Here is a 14,782-nt window from a genome sequence, read left to right on the forward strand (position 1 = left end):
CAGCCGCCGGGTCAGTATCCAACCCGGGACCACCACGGGCATCCGATCGGCGGGAAAACCGGATGAGAGACAGCCGTGCCCGACCTACTGTCGCTCTATGCCACGCTCCGAACCGGCGACCTCAACCGCGATCGGGCAGGCCCCCGACCGGTCCGACACCATCCCCGCGATCTCGATGCAGGGTGTGATGAAACGATACGGGGAAGTAACCGCGGTGGACGGGCTCGACCTCGACGTTCCCACCGGTGCCTGCCTCGGCCTACTCGGGCCGAACGGTGCCGGCAAATCCACCACGATGCGGATGCTGACCGCCCAGTCCATCGCCGACGCAGGCCGGATCAGCGTCCTCGGGTATGAAGTGCCACGCGCGTCCAAGCAGGCCAGGGCCTCGATGGGCGTGGTCCCGCAGGAGGACAACCTCGACATCGAGCTGACCGCCCGGCAGAACCTCGCCGTGTTCGCCCGGCTGTACCGGGTACCCGCCCGTGAGCGCCGGGCCGCCATCGAGCGGGCACTCGCGGTCGCGCAACTGGACGGCCGTGCCGACACGGCGACCCAGAACCTCTCCGGCGGGATGCGGCGACGGCTGCTGATCGCCCGCGCGCTCGTGCACCGCCCGCGCCTCGTCCTGCTCGACGAGCCCACGGTGGGGCTCGACCCGCAGGTCCGCCAGGAGTTGTGGAGTCTGATCGCCGGGCTGCGCGCGGACGGGGTGACCGTACTGATGTCGACGCACTACATCGAGGAGGCGGAGCGACTCGCTGACGACGTCGCCATCATGTCGCGCGGCCGGGTGATCGCGCGGGACACCCCGACGAGGCTCCTCGACACGCACGCCGGGCGGACCGCGGCGGAGTACTACGGCCCACCGCGGCGGCTCGCCGAGGTGACGGCACTGGCCTGCGCGGCGGGTTTCACCACCCGCCCGACCGGGCCGTCGGTGTCGGTGCTGCGAGCCGAGAACCTGCCCCCGGGGCTGGACGAACAGCTCGGGGTCGGGGTCCGGCGCCCCGCAACCCTGGAGGACGTGTTCGTGGCCCTGACCGGGGATCGGATCGAATGAGCAGCGGCGGCGAAAGGATCGGGCCAGGAACAACAGCCGGGCCGGGCGGGACACGGTCGCTGCGGCGGATCGAGCCGGCCGCGCTGGCCGGGGTGATCACGCATGACCTCACCCTGTTCCGGCGGTACTGGCTGTCGACCACCTTCTCGGCCGTGGTGGAACCGACGATCTACCTGTTGGCCTTCGGGTGGGGGTTCGGCTCGCTGGTGTCGGTGGTCGCCGGCTACCGGTACGTGGACTTCCTCGGCACCGGCGTGGTCGCGACCGCGGTGCTGTTCGCCTCGGCCTTCGCCGGCATGTTCCAGACCTTCATCCGGCGGACCTATCAGAAGATCTACGGAGCTGTCCTGGCCGCCCCCGTGGACGTGCCGGAGATCGTTCTCGGTGAGGCGCTGTGGATCGCGGCGAGGGCCGGGGTGTACGGATGCGCGCCCCTGCTCGTCGCGATCGCGTTCGGCCTCGATCCGGTTCCCGGCCTGCTCGTGGTTCCGCTGGTCGGTTTCCTCACCGGCCTCGGGTTCGGCCTGTTCGGAATCTGGACGTCGGCGCTGGTACCGTCCATGGACAGCTTCGGCTACATCATCTCCGGCGTGATGACACCGCTCTTCCTGGTCGCCGGCACGTTCTTCCCGGTGGACGGGCTTCCGCACTGGGCACGTACGCTCGCCCAGGTCAACCCGCTCTACCACTGCGTGCAGTTGGTACGTGATGCGGCGTTCGGCTTCGCGCCCCTCGCCGACCTCGGACACATCGGTGCGCTGGCCGCCTTCGCGGGGCTCATGTGGCTGCTCGCCGTCCGCCATATGCGCCGCCGCCTGATCGACTGATTTTTTGATTGCCCTTTCCCGAAACGCGTCTGTCTGGCCGTGGAGCGATGACGACAAATGGCGAGAAAACTTCCACTGAACTCTTTACCGGAAAGGCTTTCGCCGTGGAAGTCGCCACAATAAGGGAAACCTCGGACGCTTTGCCGAAAGTCGAATTTCTTTCGCTTGACGGTGGCGCCGATGGATTCGTCTTCTAATAAAAAGTGGTGAATACCGGATCGGCGCGGATGAGATCGAAAACGTGCTTCTCGCCCATCCGGCGGTCCGCGAGGCAACGGTCGTCGGCCAACCCGGTTGAGGCGGGGGCGACCGTGGTGGACCCACATGAATACGTTCAGTGACAGGTGGCTTGTCGCCTTCCCCGATCGTCCGACCACGGCCGTCGTTGCCGGCGACAACAGAGCACCCCTGCACTGTTGTCGATAATTGAGAGCATGTTGTGATTATCTGGCAGGCTTCCGCGCCTACTCTCATTCGGGCCTACCATCATCCGAGCGCGACGCCTTGCAAAAAAAAGGGGGGGTAAGAAAATGGACTGGCGCTACCGGGCTTTCTGCCGAGGTACGGATCCCGAGATCTTCTTTCCGGTCGGGAGAACCGGGCCGGCCGAAACCCAGATCAACGCCGCAAAAGCCGTGTGCCGGCGGTGCGCGGTTACCACTGAGTGCCTGACCTGGGCGCTGGACACCGGTCAGGACACCGGCGTCTGGGGAGGGCTCAACGAGAACGAACGGCGCGAGCTCAGACGGCGCACGGTTCATCTGCCGGTATGAGGGGTTCCGGCCGTCAGGGAGGGATCCAGGCTCAGATCCCGGCGAACAGGCGACGGGTCTACGCCACCTGCATCGCCGACCGAACGCTATCCGATCAGGTCGATAGCGCAACCGATTCCGCAGGCCGCAGCCAGCTTGGCGTCACAGGTGATTACCGCGGCATCGAGTTCTTCGGCGAGCGCGATGTAAGCGGCGTCGTAGGAGGTGACGTTCTCGCGTAGCTGCCACATGCGTTCCAGTAATGGCGCGAGCGGCATGCGGCGGATCGGGAAACTCGCCAGGTGGCGCAGGGCGCGGGGGACCGCATCGTGCAGGCGCTGGTTGCCTCGGGCCATGCCACGCAGCGCGGAGGTCACCTCGACATCCAGGTGCGCCGGCGCAAAAACAGCCTGACCGGCGGAAAGCCGTGCCGTGACCTGCGGTCGCCGGGGATCCTGAACCGCGTAGAAGGCGGCGAGGACCGATGCGTCGACCACCGCCAGGCTCACGAGGCGTCCCGCGCCTCGCGCACCGCGGCGACCGCGGCATCAAGGGTAACGCCGGTCCCCTGCGGGGGTTCGTACGACGCGACATAGTCGGCCAACCTGATGACGCGGGCAACCTCAGCGAGCCGTTCCACCACGAAGGCGTTCAGTGACTGGTGGCTCGCCACCGCCCCCTCGACGAGGACGGTGTAGATCTCGTCCGGCACGTCACGCAGGTTCATCCGCTTTATGGCACCATTATGGCACCATCATCGTCAGGTTGCCCTCGGTGCCAGGACGAGGGTCCGGCCCCAGTCGGCCCCCAATTGGGCCTTGACCGCGGCCATGGCAACCGGGGAACAGCTGGCCACCGGGTCGGCAGTCCGGGCCGGCCCGATCCTGCGGTAGACGTCTGCGACGTTGAGATGCAACGACGGATAGAAACCTCGTACAGCGAGGGACTCATGGTACGCCTGCGCCCGCTCGTCGGTGACCGAGTCCGCCGCCGCCAGAACGCGGAGATCCTATTTCGGTTCGTCATGGACGTCGTCCTGCGCTGACACGGCCCCTCCCGATGCCCGACCGGCAACTCCCCGGCCAGTGGACCATAGCCGCACCCACCGACAGAACCGCGCCAGCCGCCCAGGCTCGCGAGGCGTCCCGTAGCTGGTCAGCGGGGCGAGACGGGGCGGAAGTTCGGGGGGCGGCGCTCGACGAAGGCGGCAACGCCCTCACGGAAGTCGATGCGGCGGTCGGTGTCCCGGACCAGCGCTTCGGCCTCCTGCTGCGCCTCGGCGAGGGTGCGCCCCCAGTCGGCATCCAACTGGGCCTTGACCGCGGCCATGGCAACCGGGGAGCAGTTGGCCACCAGGTCGGCGGCGTAGGCGCGGGCAGCCACCACGAGCTCCTCACGAGGAAACACCCGGTCGACCAGACCGAGCGCGAGGGCCTCCTCGGCCACCACGACCCGGCTGGAGATCAGCAGGTCGGCGGCCCGGGCCGGCCCGATCATGCGAGTCAGTAGCCAGCTCGCACCGAACTCGGCAGGCAGCCCACGACGGGTGAAGGCGGGAGCGATCTTGATACCGCTCGCCGCGAAACGCAGATCGCACGACAGCGCCTGGATCAGGCCGATACCCGCGCAGGCACCGTTGATGACCGCGATCGTCGGTTTGCGCAGCGATCGGGCATGGGTCATGGGACGGGTGCGCCACGTGGGTTTCTCCGCAGCCGGGCCCTGCGAGACGCTGTCGAGGTGCCCCATGTCCATACCGGGGCAGAAGGTGTTCCCCGCTCCGGTGACGAGTACGACCCGGACATCGGGGTCATCGTCGCAGGCGTCGAGCAGGTCGAAGAAGGCCCGCTCCATCTCGTACGTCCAGGCGTTCTTCCGTTCCGGCCGGTGCAGCGTCAGCGTGGCGATGCCGCTGTCGACATCGCAGAGCACGACCTCGGACGCCGCGGCGGCGGATGCGGTAGAGCCGGGTCCCGAGACGGCGGATGCCGCAGCATCGGACGGTGCGGTGACTGTCACATGAATCAACCTATTCGCATCTCGAACAACCGAACATGACTACATGTCAACCAATAGCAACGGCGAGGTTCGGCCGGCGGGTGACAGCACCCGTCCTCCCGAGGCGACAGCGCTCATCGTGAGCAAGGGTCGCGTTCCAGTAGCCGTCCAGGTCCTGCCAGAGCTCGATGACACCCGGGCAGCAGGCGCTGGCATAGGCCGCCGCCGCTTCCACAAGCAGCTCCGGCGGCACAACGTCTCCCTCGACCTGCACCTTCACGACACGCCTCCGTGGTGGCTCGACAAGTGCGCTGTCCTGTACCTGCTACCGATCATCGGGCGTGGTGGCCAGACCACCACGCCCGGTATTTCATCAGTACTTCCTCGTGGCTGCCACCGGTTCCTTGGGCAGCCCGAGGACGTTTTCGCCGAGGATGTTGCGCTGGACCTGCGAGGAGCCCGCGTAAATTGTGCCCGCCACGGAGTTGTACAGGGTCCCGATCCAGGATGCGGTCGAATTCAGCGAACCCGGGTCATCGGTGCGGTAGGCACGCGGTGGCATCCGCCCCTCGACGACCATCCCCGCGGCGCCGAGGACGTCGAGGCCGAGCGCCGTGACCTGCTTGTGGTACTCGCTCCAGTACAGCTTGCTGACCGACGATTCGGGGCCGGGCGGGCGGCCCTGCAGGTAGCCGGTCAGGACCCGGTACCCGAGGAAGCGCATGACCTCCACACGGGCGTAGCAGTCGGCGAGCCGTTGCCGCACGAGCGGGTCGCCGTCGAGCCCGCGCTCGCGGACCAGGTCACGGAGCCGGTCGAGTTCGTTGCGGAACAGTACCGGATTGGTGGCCGCCTCCTCGCCGCGCTCGTAGCCCAGCAGCGTCATCGCGACCTGCCACCCGGAGTTGACCTCTCCGACGACGTTCACCGCGGCCGTGCGCGCGGCGGAGAAGAAGACCTCGTTGAACTCGCTGTCGCCGTTCATCGCCGGGATGGGCCGCACCTCGATCCCGGGCTGGTGCAGCGGAACCAGCAGGAAGGAGATGCCACGGTGGAGCGGGACGTCCGGGTTCGTCCGCGCCAACACGAAGATCCAGTCCGCCTCGTGGGCCATCGACGTCCAGATCTTCTGACCGTCGATCACCCACTCGTCGCCGTCAAGAACCGCACGGGTACGCAGGGAAGCCAGGTCGGAGCCGGCGCCGGGCTCGGAGTATCCCTGACACCATTTCTCCTCCCCTGAAAGGATCTTCGGGAGAAACCGGAGTTTCTGCTCTTCGGTTCCGGCTCGCAGCAGCGTGTTGCCAACCATCTTGATGCTGAACGTGTCGTTGCGGATACCCCACGGCACACGGGCGCGAGCGAGTTCCTCCATCAGGACAACCTGATGGAGCTTGGTCAGCCCCCCGCCGCCGTACTCCAGCGGCCAGGAGACGCCGAGCAGCCCCGCCCGGTAGAGCCGGTCGCGCCAGTCACGGGTGAAGGCGTCGGCCTCGGGAGCGGCAAGACTGCCGACCCCCTTCCAGTCATCGGGAAGGTTCGCAGCCAGGAACGCGCGCACCCGGGCCCGGAACTGCGCCGCCTCCGGCGGATACCCGAACTCCATCGCACCCCACTTCGTCACCGCAACAGAGGCCGCCGCAACAGGGACGACATTATTTATATCTTCTAACTAGATCGCCTCCGCGCGCAAGCACCGGGAGCACCAGCATGGACCCGGGGACGACGAGGTCGACGAGGTGCGCACCCCGATCGTCGACGATCACTCGACACAATCGCTACAAAATAGTATAAGTACAAAAATATAAAGGATGAAAGGTGTGATCGTGACGCACCCCGCTTCGACCGACAGCGCCGACGTCACCCTGAAGGTCCCACTGCGATCACTACTCGAGCTGGACGCCGCCCCGCAGGATGTCTTCCATGGACGTAGCCGCGCGGGTGCGTCCGCCAAGCCGTTCGGTGGGCTCTATGCCGGGCAGGCCACCGCCGCCGCGGGCCGCACGGTCGCCGGCGACCGGTTCCTGCACAGCCTGCACATCGTCTTCCTGCGCGCCGGAGCCGTCGGCGCGAGCACCGAGTACACCGTGGAGCGGCTACGCGACGGCCGGGGCTTCAGCTCGCGGCGAGTGGTCGCCTCCCAGGACGGAAAGCCGATCCTGCACGCCGACGCGTCCTTCCACACCGGCGAGGACGGCTACGAGCACACGCCGGAACCACCAGCGGTACCCGGCCCGGACGACCTGCCCCCGGCGAGGTCGTGGTTCACCGCCGCCGGCGGTGACCTCGACGCCTGGTACGACGTCTACATCGGAAGCCATCCCGTCGACATCCGCTTTGTGGGCGAGCCACCGCCGCTGTCGGCCCGGCACGGGCCGCTACCAGGCGGCCTTCAGGCCTGGATCCGTAGCGATGATCCGCTCGGTGCGGATCAGGCGGTCCAGACTGGCGCGTTGACCTACGCATCCGATCTGTTCCTGCTCGCGTCAGCCCTCGTCCCCCACGGTCAGACATTCGGGAACGGAAACGTGATCGGCGCCAGTCTCGACCACGGTGTGTGGTTCCACCGCCCGGTCGAGGCGGACGAGTGGCTGCTCTACGACAACAGCAGCCCCTGGGCCGGCTCGGGCCGGAGCCTCACCCGCGCATCCGTCTTCGACCGCTCGGGCCGGCTCGTGGCCTCCGTCGCCCAGGAGGGACTGCTGCGCCGCACCCGCCTGGCCACACCCCACCAGCGCTGATCGGAAAAATCGACCGGAACGTGGGGCAGGCGGTTCCGGTCGATTTTCGGACCAGGATCTGGCTACACTGCCCAACATGGCACACCTGCGTTAAATCTACGGGTGGCTGGAGGGAGGAGCCGGATGGACACACCGAAGATCATCTCTGTCGACGACCACGTCCTGGAACCGGGTGACCTGTGGCAGCGTTATCTGCCTACCCGGTTGCGGGAGGACGGTCCACGTCTGGTGCGGATGAAGGGACGTTTCGGAACGCACGCCCGCAGCAAGTGGCGTGAGGCCGAGGACGGGCTGTGGGCTGACATCTGGGTGTTCGGAGATGTCAAGATGGAGATCATCCCAGGCTTCGCGGCGGCCGGCAAGGACCAGGACTATCTCGGGCAGCACTGGGAGGCCATGACCTACGAGGACATGCGGCCAGGCTGTTACGACAGGACGGCACGGCTGGCCGACATGGATGCCAACCACACCGATGCCGGCCTGAGTTTCCCGACGTTTCCGCGTTTCTGCGGGCAGACGTTCCACGAGTGCGGCGACCGCGACCTCGGCCTGGCATGCGTGCGTGCCTACAACGACTGGATGATCGACGAGTGGTGCGCCGACGAGGCGTACGGCCGGCTGATCCCCTTGACCCTGATCCCGCTGTGGGACCCGGACCTCGCAGCGGCGGAGGTCCGCCGTTGCGCGGCCAAGGGGTCGCACGCGGTGTGCTTCTCGGAGAACCCGGCCCGGTTGAAGCTCCCGAGTATCCACACCGACCACTGGGACCCCCTGTTCGCCGCGTGCGAAGAAACCGACACCGTGCTCAATCTGCACATCGGCTCGTCATCCACGTTTCCGATGACCTCGGTCGACGCCCCGCGGGCGGTCTCGCTCGCCCTGACCTACCAGGGCGCGTCCCACGCGTTCGCGGACTGGCTCACCAGCGGCGTACTGGAGCGATTCCAGGATCTGCGAGTAGCGCTCAGCGAGGGCCAGGTCGGCTGGATGCCGTTCATCCTGGAACGGCTCGACAGCGTCTGGGAACAACGGCCGGTCTATGGCAACATGGAGGACAGGCTGTCGCGCCCGCCGAGCAGCTATATCCGCGGTCGGGTCTTCGGATGCGTGTTCGACGATGCCATCGGTCTCACCTTGCGTCACCGCATCGGCATGGAACAGATCATGTTCGAGACCGACTACCCGCACGGCGACTCGACGTGGCCGAACTCGAAAGCGGTCTTCGAGAAGATCGTGACCGAGGCGGGGCTCAGCGAGGACGAGGCATACCTACTCGCCCGTGGCAACGCGATCCGCTGCTACCGCCTCGACCGGTACGGGATCACCGCGTAAGCGTTCTCACCCGCACCCACAGCCGGACCGCATCGCGCTCTACCAGGAGGAACCGTGCACGACATCGTCATACGTGGGGGTCAGGTCGTCGACGGCACCGGAGCCCCCCGCCGGCAGGCGGACGTCGCGATCGACGGTGGACGTGTCGTGGCGATCGGTACCGTGCCGGACGCCGGACGCCGGACGATCGACGCGGACGGGCTCATCGTGAGCCCCGGTTTCGTCGACATCCACACCCATCTCGACGTCCAGGGCTTCTGGGACCCCACCCTCTCCCCATCGCCCCTGCACGGAGTCACCACCGTCCTGGGCGGTAACTGCGGGTTCACGGTCGCCCCCCTCGACGACACTGCCGGTGACTACCTCATGCGCATGCTGTCCCGGGTGGAGGGCATGCCCCTGGAGTCACTGCGGGCCGGCGTGCCCTGGGACTGGCGCACCACCGCCGAGTTCCTCGACCGCCTCGACGGCACCCTTGCCGTCAATGCCGGCTTCATGGTCGGGCACTCGGCCATCCGGCGGGTGGCCATGGGGCCGGCGGCCACCGAGCGTCCGGCGACCGAGGACGAGCTCGAGACGATGAAGCAGCTGCTGCGCGCCGGCATCGCCGCCGGCGGTCTCGGCTTCTCCTCCACCTGGTCACACAGTCACAGCGATGCCGACGGCCGACCGGTCCCGTCCCGCGCCGCCCCCGCCGAGGAACTGTTCGCCCTGGCCGCGGTGGCGGGCGAGTTCGAAGGCACCTCGCTGGAGTTCCTCCCCGTCCTCCCGCAGCGCGGTGGTTTCAGCCCGGAGATCACCGATGTCATGGTCGGGATGTCGGTGACGGCCCGGCGACCGCTCAACTGGAACATCCTGGCTGTCAACGCGAAGACCCTGCCCGATGCGCTCGCCAGGCTCGAGGTCGGAGACATCGCCCGGTCCCGCGGGGGAAAGGTCGTCGCGCTGACGATGCCGGACACCCCACCGGCCCGTTTCTCCTTCCGCGCCGGCTTCGTCCTCGACCAGGTCCCCGGACTGCATGACTTTCTCTTCCTGCCCTGGGAGGAGCGGCTGGCGATCCTGCGTGATCCCGACCGCCGACGTGAGTTGCGCCGCGGCGCGGAGGAGCCCTCCGCCTTCAGCCATCTCGTCGACTGGGGCTCGCGGCACATCATCGAGACGTTCAGCCCGCAAACCAAACAATATGCCGGGCGGGAGGTCCGCGAGATCGCCGCCGAAGAGGGTCGGGACCCGTTCGACGTCCTGATGGACATTGTCGTCGCCGACGAGCTGAAGACGACGTTCAGCAACCCGTATCGTGAGGCGCGGCCGGAGGACTGGCAGGCGCGCGCCCAGGTCTGGCGTGATCCCCGTGCCGTTGTGGGGGCCTCCGATGCCGGTGCCCACCTCGACATGGTGGAGTTCTTCGGCTACTCGACGATGCTGCTGCAACACGGAGTGCGCGAGCAGCAGGTCGTGACCCTCGAGGAGGCGGTCCGCCTCATCACCGACGTCCCGGCACGCCTCTACGGCCTACGTGACCGTGGCCGTCTGCGGGTCGGCGGCGCCGCCGATATTGTGATCTTCGATGCGGCGCGCATAGCCCGCCAGCCCACCGAGACGCGCTTCGACCTGCCCGCCGGCGCGGGCCGTCTCTACGGTGAGGCCGACGGCATCGAGCACGTCCTGGTCAACGGCGTCGAGATCGCCCATGACGGCAGGTTCACCGGGGACTTCCCCGGGGTGATCCTGCGCTCCGGCCGGGACACCGAGACCCCGTCCCTCAACTGACCCACCTCCGGGACCGATGGAGTCCGGTGAACCGATGGAGTCCGGTGAACCGGCCCTGCCCCTGAACCGACGGCCCGGAACACAGAAGGGTATGACGATGAAGACTCGCGCCGCGGTCCTGCACGGTAAAGGCCGGCCCTGGTCCGTGGAGGAGCTCTCGCTCGACAAGCCCAGGGATGGCGAGGTCCTGGTCGAAACCGTGTTCGCCGGGTTATGCCATTCCGATGACCATCTCGCAAAGGGCGCGGGCTTCCACTTCCCGCTGGTGGGCGGCCATGAAGGCGGTGGCGTGGTGCGGGAGGTCGGTTCCGGGGTCTCCCGGCTGCGGCCGGGCGACAAGGTGGTGACTTCCTTTCTTCCCGTGTGTGGTTACTGCCGCTGGTGCACGTCCGGTCAGTCCTATCTGTGCGACGCCGGCGCCACCACCCTCACCGGAGCCTTCGCGGACGGCAGTTACCGTTTCCATCTGGGTCAGAACGGCATCGGCGCCTTCTGTACCCTCGGGGCCTTCTCCGAATACTTCGTCGCACACCAGTATTCGCTGGTGAAAGTGCCGGACGACACTCCGCTGGACGTCGCCTGTCTTGTCGGTTGCGGCGTGCCCACCGGCTGGGGATCGGCGGTCCGCGCGGCGAACGTCCGGCCGGGCGATGTCGTCGTCGTCTACGGTATCGGAGGTATCGGCGCGGCCGCGGTGCAGGGCGCGCTGCTGGCCGGCGCGGCGACGGTGGTGACGGTGGATCCGGTGCCCTTCAAGAACGAGTTCGCCAAACAGCTCGGGGCACATGCGGGCTTCACAGAGCATTCCGAAGCCTTCGACCACATTCAGCAGCTCACCCGGGGCGTGCTGGCTGACAGCGTGATCCAGTGTGTCGGCGTGGTCACCCCGGATATCGTCCGCCAGTGCTACGAGATGACCCGCAAGGGCGGCACCCTCGTCCTCACCGGGATAGCGGACCGCTATGAGGAAATCACGGTCAGCCTGCCCGGGGGAATGCTCACGTCCTTCGCGAAGAAAGTCGTCGGATGCCTGTTCGGCTTCTGCAACCCGCACCAGGACATCCCGATGCTCCTGGAGCTCTACCGCAACGGTCAGCTGAAACTCGACGAGATGGTGACACGCCGCTACTCGCTGGACGAGATCAATGAGGGATATCAGGACATGATGGACGGGCGGAACATTCGCGGAGTGATCGAGTTGGGCCGCTGATGCACCCCGTCAGGCATGATGTGTTCTTCATCGGTGGAAGGTTCCGACCGGCGACCGGCGACCGGCGCTTCACGGTCGTCAACCCCGCTACCGAGGGTATCGTCGGCAGCGCGCCGTGCGGCGAATCGTCCGATCTCGACGCGGCTGTCGCAGCGGCCCGAAACGCCTTCGACACCGGCCCATGGCCCCGGATGACGCTCGAGGAGCGGGCCGATCATCTTGCCCGGTTCGCGGACGAACTCGCGGTGCGCCGCAAGGAGATGGGCGAACTCGTCCTCGACGAAATCGGGCTGCCACGGCGGGCGGCTTATTCCGAAGCCGCCAGCATGATCGCCCTTGTCCGTTATCATGTCGGACTGGCCGGGCAGATAACCATGCGTGAGCGCCGGACGGGCCTGTTCGGCACCTCGGCGGACGTCACCCGGGAACCCGTCGGTGTCGTCGCTGCCATTCCCGCCTGGAACAGCCCGCTCGTCCTGGCGGCCAACAAGTTCGCCCCCGCCATGCTCGCCGGATGCACGGTGGTCTGCAAACCCGCGCCGGAGACCTGCCTCGACACCTATCCGGTGGCCGAAGCCGCCCGTGCCGCCGGTATCCCCGACGGCGTGTTGAACCTGGTGGCGAGCGATGGCGTCGGCGGTGACCACCTCAGCCGGCATCCGGGAATCGACAAGATCGCATTCACCGGCAGCACCGCGACCGGTCGCGCGGTCGCCGCCGCCGCCGCCAGCCACCTGGCCCGGGTCAGCCTCGAACTGGGCGGCAAGTCCGCCGGCATCGTGTGCGACGACGCCCCGATCGACGAGGTCGTCGCCGCGGTCGTCGCCGCGGCCACCCTGGTCAACGGGCAGGCCTGTATCGCGCTGAGCCGCGTCCTCGTCAGCGAGCGGCGGCACGACGAACTCGTCGACGCACTGCGGGCCGGTTTCGAGGCCCTGGTCGTCGGTGACCCCCGTGATCCCGCCACCCAGGTAGGTCCGCTGGTCAGCCGGCGCCACCGGGACCGGGTGCTCGGCTACGTAGCCGACGCCGCGAACGAGGGTGGGCGGGTGGTCACGGGAGGTGGCCCACCGCCGCACACCAGGCAGGGTTGGTACGTCGCCCCCACGCTGGTCACAGGCGTGTCACCGACGTCGCGGATCGCCCAGGAGGAGATCTTCGGCCCGGTCCTCACCGTGCTCACCTACACCGACCTCGACGAGGCCATCGCCATCGCCAACGGCACCCCGTTCGGCCTGTCCGGCGCCGTCTTCTCCCGGGATCTCGGCCGGGCACGGCAACTCGCCGACCGCATCCGCAGCGGCAGCGTTGTCATCAACAAGGGTGCCGCGATCGATTTCGCACTACCCTTCGGCGGGTTCGGATCCTCCGGTTACGGACGCGAGTACGGCCCGGAAGGCGTGGACGAGTACCTCGAGCACAAAACGATTTTCCTTGCAGCCGACGGCGACACGAAAAGTTCCTGATCACGCCGGCGCTGGACGACAGCGCATACGACCAGGCCCTGGCCGTGGCACCTTGCGGAGCGCCACGGCCAGTCCGGGCAGAAACCATCCGGGACGCGTGCCGGCCAGCGTCAGATTCGCTCGATGATTGTCGCAGTGCCCATGCCGCCACCGGTGCACATCGTCACCAGTCCGACGTTGCGGTCGCGCCGCTCAAGCTCGTCCAGCACCGTCTGGATGAGCATCGGGCCGCTCGCCCCGATGGGGTGGCCCAGAGCGATCGCCCCACCGTTGACGTTGACCCGGTCCGGATCGAGGTCAAGGTCACGGATGGTCTTCAACGGGACCGCGGCAAAAGCCTCGTTGATCTCCCAGAGGTCGATGTCGCCCACCTCCATACCCGCCTTGGCCAGGCAGCGCAGGCTGGCCGGCCCCGGCGCGGTCAGCATGATCACAGGTTCGGAACCCGCCACCGCGGTCATTCGGATACGTGCACGGGGCGTCAGACCGTGGGCCCGCGCATACTCCGGCGAGGCGAGCAGAATGGCTGACGCGCCGTCGACGACGCCGCTGGAGTTACCGGCATGATGCACATGCCGGATCTCGCCGACCTGGGGGTACACCTCGCGGCACATGTCGTCGAAGGAGCGGTCGAAGCCCGCCAGCACCTGGGTCGCCATCTGCTCGAACGACGACGGCAGCTTCGCGAGCGTCGCCGCCGTGGTGGCGGGACGGGGGAACTCGTCGTGGTCGAGGGCGAGGCTACCGTCGAGGTGCCTGATCGGCACAACCGAGCCGTCGAACCGGCCCTCGGCCACGGCCTTCGCGCAACGCTCCTGGCTCAGTGCGGCAAAGGCGTCGACGTCGTCGCGGGTGAAACCCTCCAGGGTCGCGATGAGGTCAGCGCTGACCCCCTGCGGAACCATCGGGTAAAGCTCCCGCAGATGCGCGTTACCGGCGTCGAGTGTCACGACACCCTCAGCGGCCGGCCAGCGCGACATCGACTCCACCCCACAGCCGACCACCAGGTCCTGATGGCCCGCCAGGATGCCCATCGCCGCCCAGGTGACCGCCTGCTGGCCGGAGCCGCAGTACCGGTTCAGGCTCGAGCCGGGAGTCTCGACCGGCCACCCGGCCGCCAGCAGCGCGAGCCGCCCGATGTCGGAGCCGTGCTCCCCGGACTGGAAGCCGTTGCCCGCGACCACGTCATCGACCTCGACGGGGTCGAAGCCGATCCGGTCGCGCAGGGCGTTGAGAACCTGAGCCAGCACCTCCTGCGGGTGCAGCGGATGCAGCGACCCGGTCGCCTTGCCCCGGCCACGTGGCGACCGCACGCCGTCGATGATCCACGCCTCGTTCACAGCAAGCCTCCAGGATTATCCGACTATTTATATAGACGATGTCACGAGTCGCATCCGAACGCGACACTCCGGTCGGGCTCCGGGCTCCGGGCTCCGGATGCCGCGGCCAGAGATCCGCACCCCGTGGTCTCGTCACCGCGGGCCACTACATGCGACACTCAATTAGTAAGCGCATTAGCCGATTCATGCAGTACCGTGCCTCGAGGCGAACCGACCCCGAGATTCGACCGGATCCGACCCTCCCTGCCGCGGGCCGCGGCGCGACACCGCTGGAGTCACG

Annotated in this window: 14 protein-coding genes and 1 pseudogene; 9 read left to right on the forward strand and 6 right to left on the reverse strand. The window is 67.6% G+C overall.

Annotated features, from left to right (window positions below; all coding sequences use genetic code 11):
- The first annotated feature begins 97 nt into the window (after window positions 1-97).
- The 4 genes and pseudogenes from NBW77_RS06340 to NBW77_RS06355 all read left to right on the forward strand — a co-directional run bounded on the left by NBW77_RS06340 (window position 98) and on the right by NBW77_RS06355 (window position 2,663).
- Window positions 98-1,063: an ABC transporter ATP-binding protein gene (locus NBW77_RS06340; RefSeq protein WP_250279405.1), complete on the forward strand. Its 966-nt coding sequence runs from the start codon at window positions 98-100 to the stop codon at window positions 1,061-1,063.
- On the forward strand, window positions 1,060-1,890 hold the full coding sequence (locus NBW77_RS06345; protein WP_131744904.1) for an ABC transporter permease: 831 nt from the start codon (window positions 1,060-1,062) through the stop codon (window positions 1,888-1,890). Before NBW77_RS06340 ends, NBW77_RS06345 begins: the two co-directional genes overlap by 4 nt.
- Before the next feature lie 193 nt (window positions 1,891-2,083).
- Window positions 2,084-2,182: pseudogene (locus NBW77_RS06350) on the forward strand (AMP-binding enzyme); the annotation flags it as partial.
- Between the two features lie 238 nt (window positions 2,183-2,420).
- Window positions 2,421-2,663, forward strand: coding sequence for a WhiB family transcriptional regulator (locus tag NBW77_RS06355; RefSeq protein WP_131744903.1), 243 nt, complete (start codon window positions 2,421-2,423; stop codon window positions 2,661-2,663).
- A gap of 86 nt (window positions 2,664-2,749) precedes the next feature.
- Here the strand turns inward: NBW77_RS06355 and NBW77_RS06360 are convergent, their stop codons facing one another.
- From NBW77_RS06360 to NBW77_RS06380, 5 genes are all read right to left on the reverse strand, one after another.
- Window positions 2,750-3,151: a type II toxin-antitoxin system VapC family toxin gene (locus NBW77_RS06360; protein ID WP_131744902.1), complete on the reverse strand. Its 402-nt coding sequence runs from the start codon at window positions 3,149-3,151 to the stop codon at window positions 2,750-2,752.
- The gene (locus NBW77_RS06365; protein ID WP_250279406.1) at window positions 3,148-3,369 is read right to left on the reverse strand and encodes a hypothetical protein; all 222 of its coding nucleotides are present in this window, start codon (window positions 3,367-3,369) and stop codon (window positions 3,148-3,150) included. The genes NBW77_RS06360 and NBW77_RS06365 overlap by 4 nt, the downstream gene beginning before the upstream one ends.
- Window positions 3,370-3,797: 428 nt before the next feature.
- Window positions 3,798-4,661, reverse strand: coding sequence for an enoyl-CoA hydratase-related protein (locus NBW77_RS06370; RefSeq protein ID WP_207386779.1), 864 nt, complete (start codon window positions 4,659-4,661; stop codon window positions 3,798-3,800).
- A 46-nt stretch (window positions 4,662-4,707) separates the two neighbouring features.
- Window positions 4,708-4,920 carry a hypothetical protein gene (locus NBW77_RS06375; protein ID WP_250279407.1) on the reverse strand — a complete coding sequence of 71 codons (213 nt, stop codon included), beginning with the start codon at window positions 4,918-4,920 and terminating at the stop codon, window positions 4,708-4,710.
- A gap of 93 nt (window positions 4,921-5,013) precedes the next feature.
- Window positions 5,014-6,264, reverse strand: coding sequence for an acyl-CoA dehydrogenase family protein (locus tag NBW77_RS06380; protein ID WP_250279409.1), 1,251 nt, complete (start codon window positions 6,262-6,264; stop codon window positions 5,014-5,016).
- Window positions 6,265-6,460: 196 nt separating this feature from the next.
- Between NBW77_RS06380 and NBW77_RS06385 the strand changes: the two genes are divergently transcribed.
- From NBW77_RS06385 to NBW77_RS06405, 5 genes are all read left to right on the forward strand, one after another.
- Window positions 6,461-7,381: an acyl-CoA thioesterase gene (locus NBW77_RS06385; protein WP_250279411.1), complete on the forward strand. Its 921-nt coding sequence runs from the start codon at window positions 6,461-6,463 to the stop codon at window positions 7,379-7,381.
- A gap of 123 nt (window positions 7,382-7,504) precedes the next feature.
- A complete protein-coding gene (locus NBW77_RS06390; protein ID WP_131744901.1) occupies window positions 7,505-8,713 on the forward strand; it encodes an amidohydrolase family protein in 1,209 nt (402 codons plus the stop codon).
- A 54-nt stretch (window positions 8,714-8,767) separates the two neighbouring features.
- Window positions 8,768-10,486 carry an N-acyl-D-amino-acid deacylase family protein gene (locus NBW77_RS06395; RefSeq protein WP_131744900.1) on the forward strand — a complete coding sequence of 573 codons (1,719 nt, stop codon included), beginning with the start codon at window positions 8,768-8,770 and terminating at the stop codon, window positions 10,484-10,486.
- A gap of 97 nt (window positions 10,487-10,583) precedes the next feature.
- A complete protein-coding gene (locus NBW77_RS06400) occupies window positions 10,584-11,696 on the forward strand; it encodes a Zn-dependent alcohol dehydrogenase (protein WP_131744899.1) in 1,113 nt (370 codons plus the stop codon).
- Window positions 11,696-13,162 (forward strand): aldehyde dehydrogenase family protein, encoded by a 1,467-nt coding sequence (locus NBW77_RS06405; protein WP_131744898.1) that lies wholly within the window; start codon window positions 11,696-11,698, stop codon window positions 13,160-13,162. Before NBW77_RS06400 ends, NBW77_RS06405 begins: the two co-directional genes overlap by 1 nt.
- Window positions 13,163-13,272: 110 nt before the next feature.
- Here the strand turns inward: NBW77_RS06405 and NBW77_RS06410 are convergent, their stop codons facing one another.
- Window positions 13,273-14,502, reverse strand: a complete 1,230-nt coding sequence (locus NBW77_RS06410; protein WP_250279412.1) for an acetyl-CoA C-acetyltransferase — start codon at window positions 14,500-14,502, stop codon at window positions 13,273-13,275.
- Window positions 14,503-14,782 lie beyond the last annotated feature (280 nt).

The organism is Frankia sp. Cppng1_Ct_nod, from assembly GCF_920656135.1.
Taxonomy (GTDB): Bacteria; Actinomycetota; Actinomycetes; order Frankiales; family Frankiaceae; genus Protofrankia; species Protofrankia meridionalis.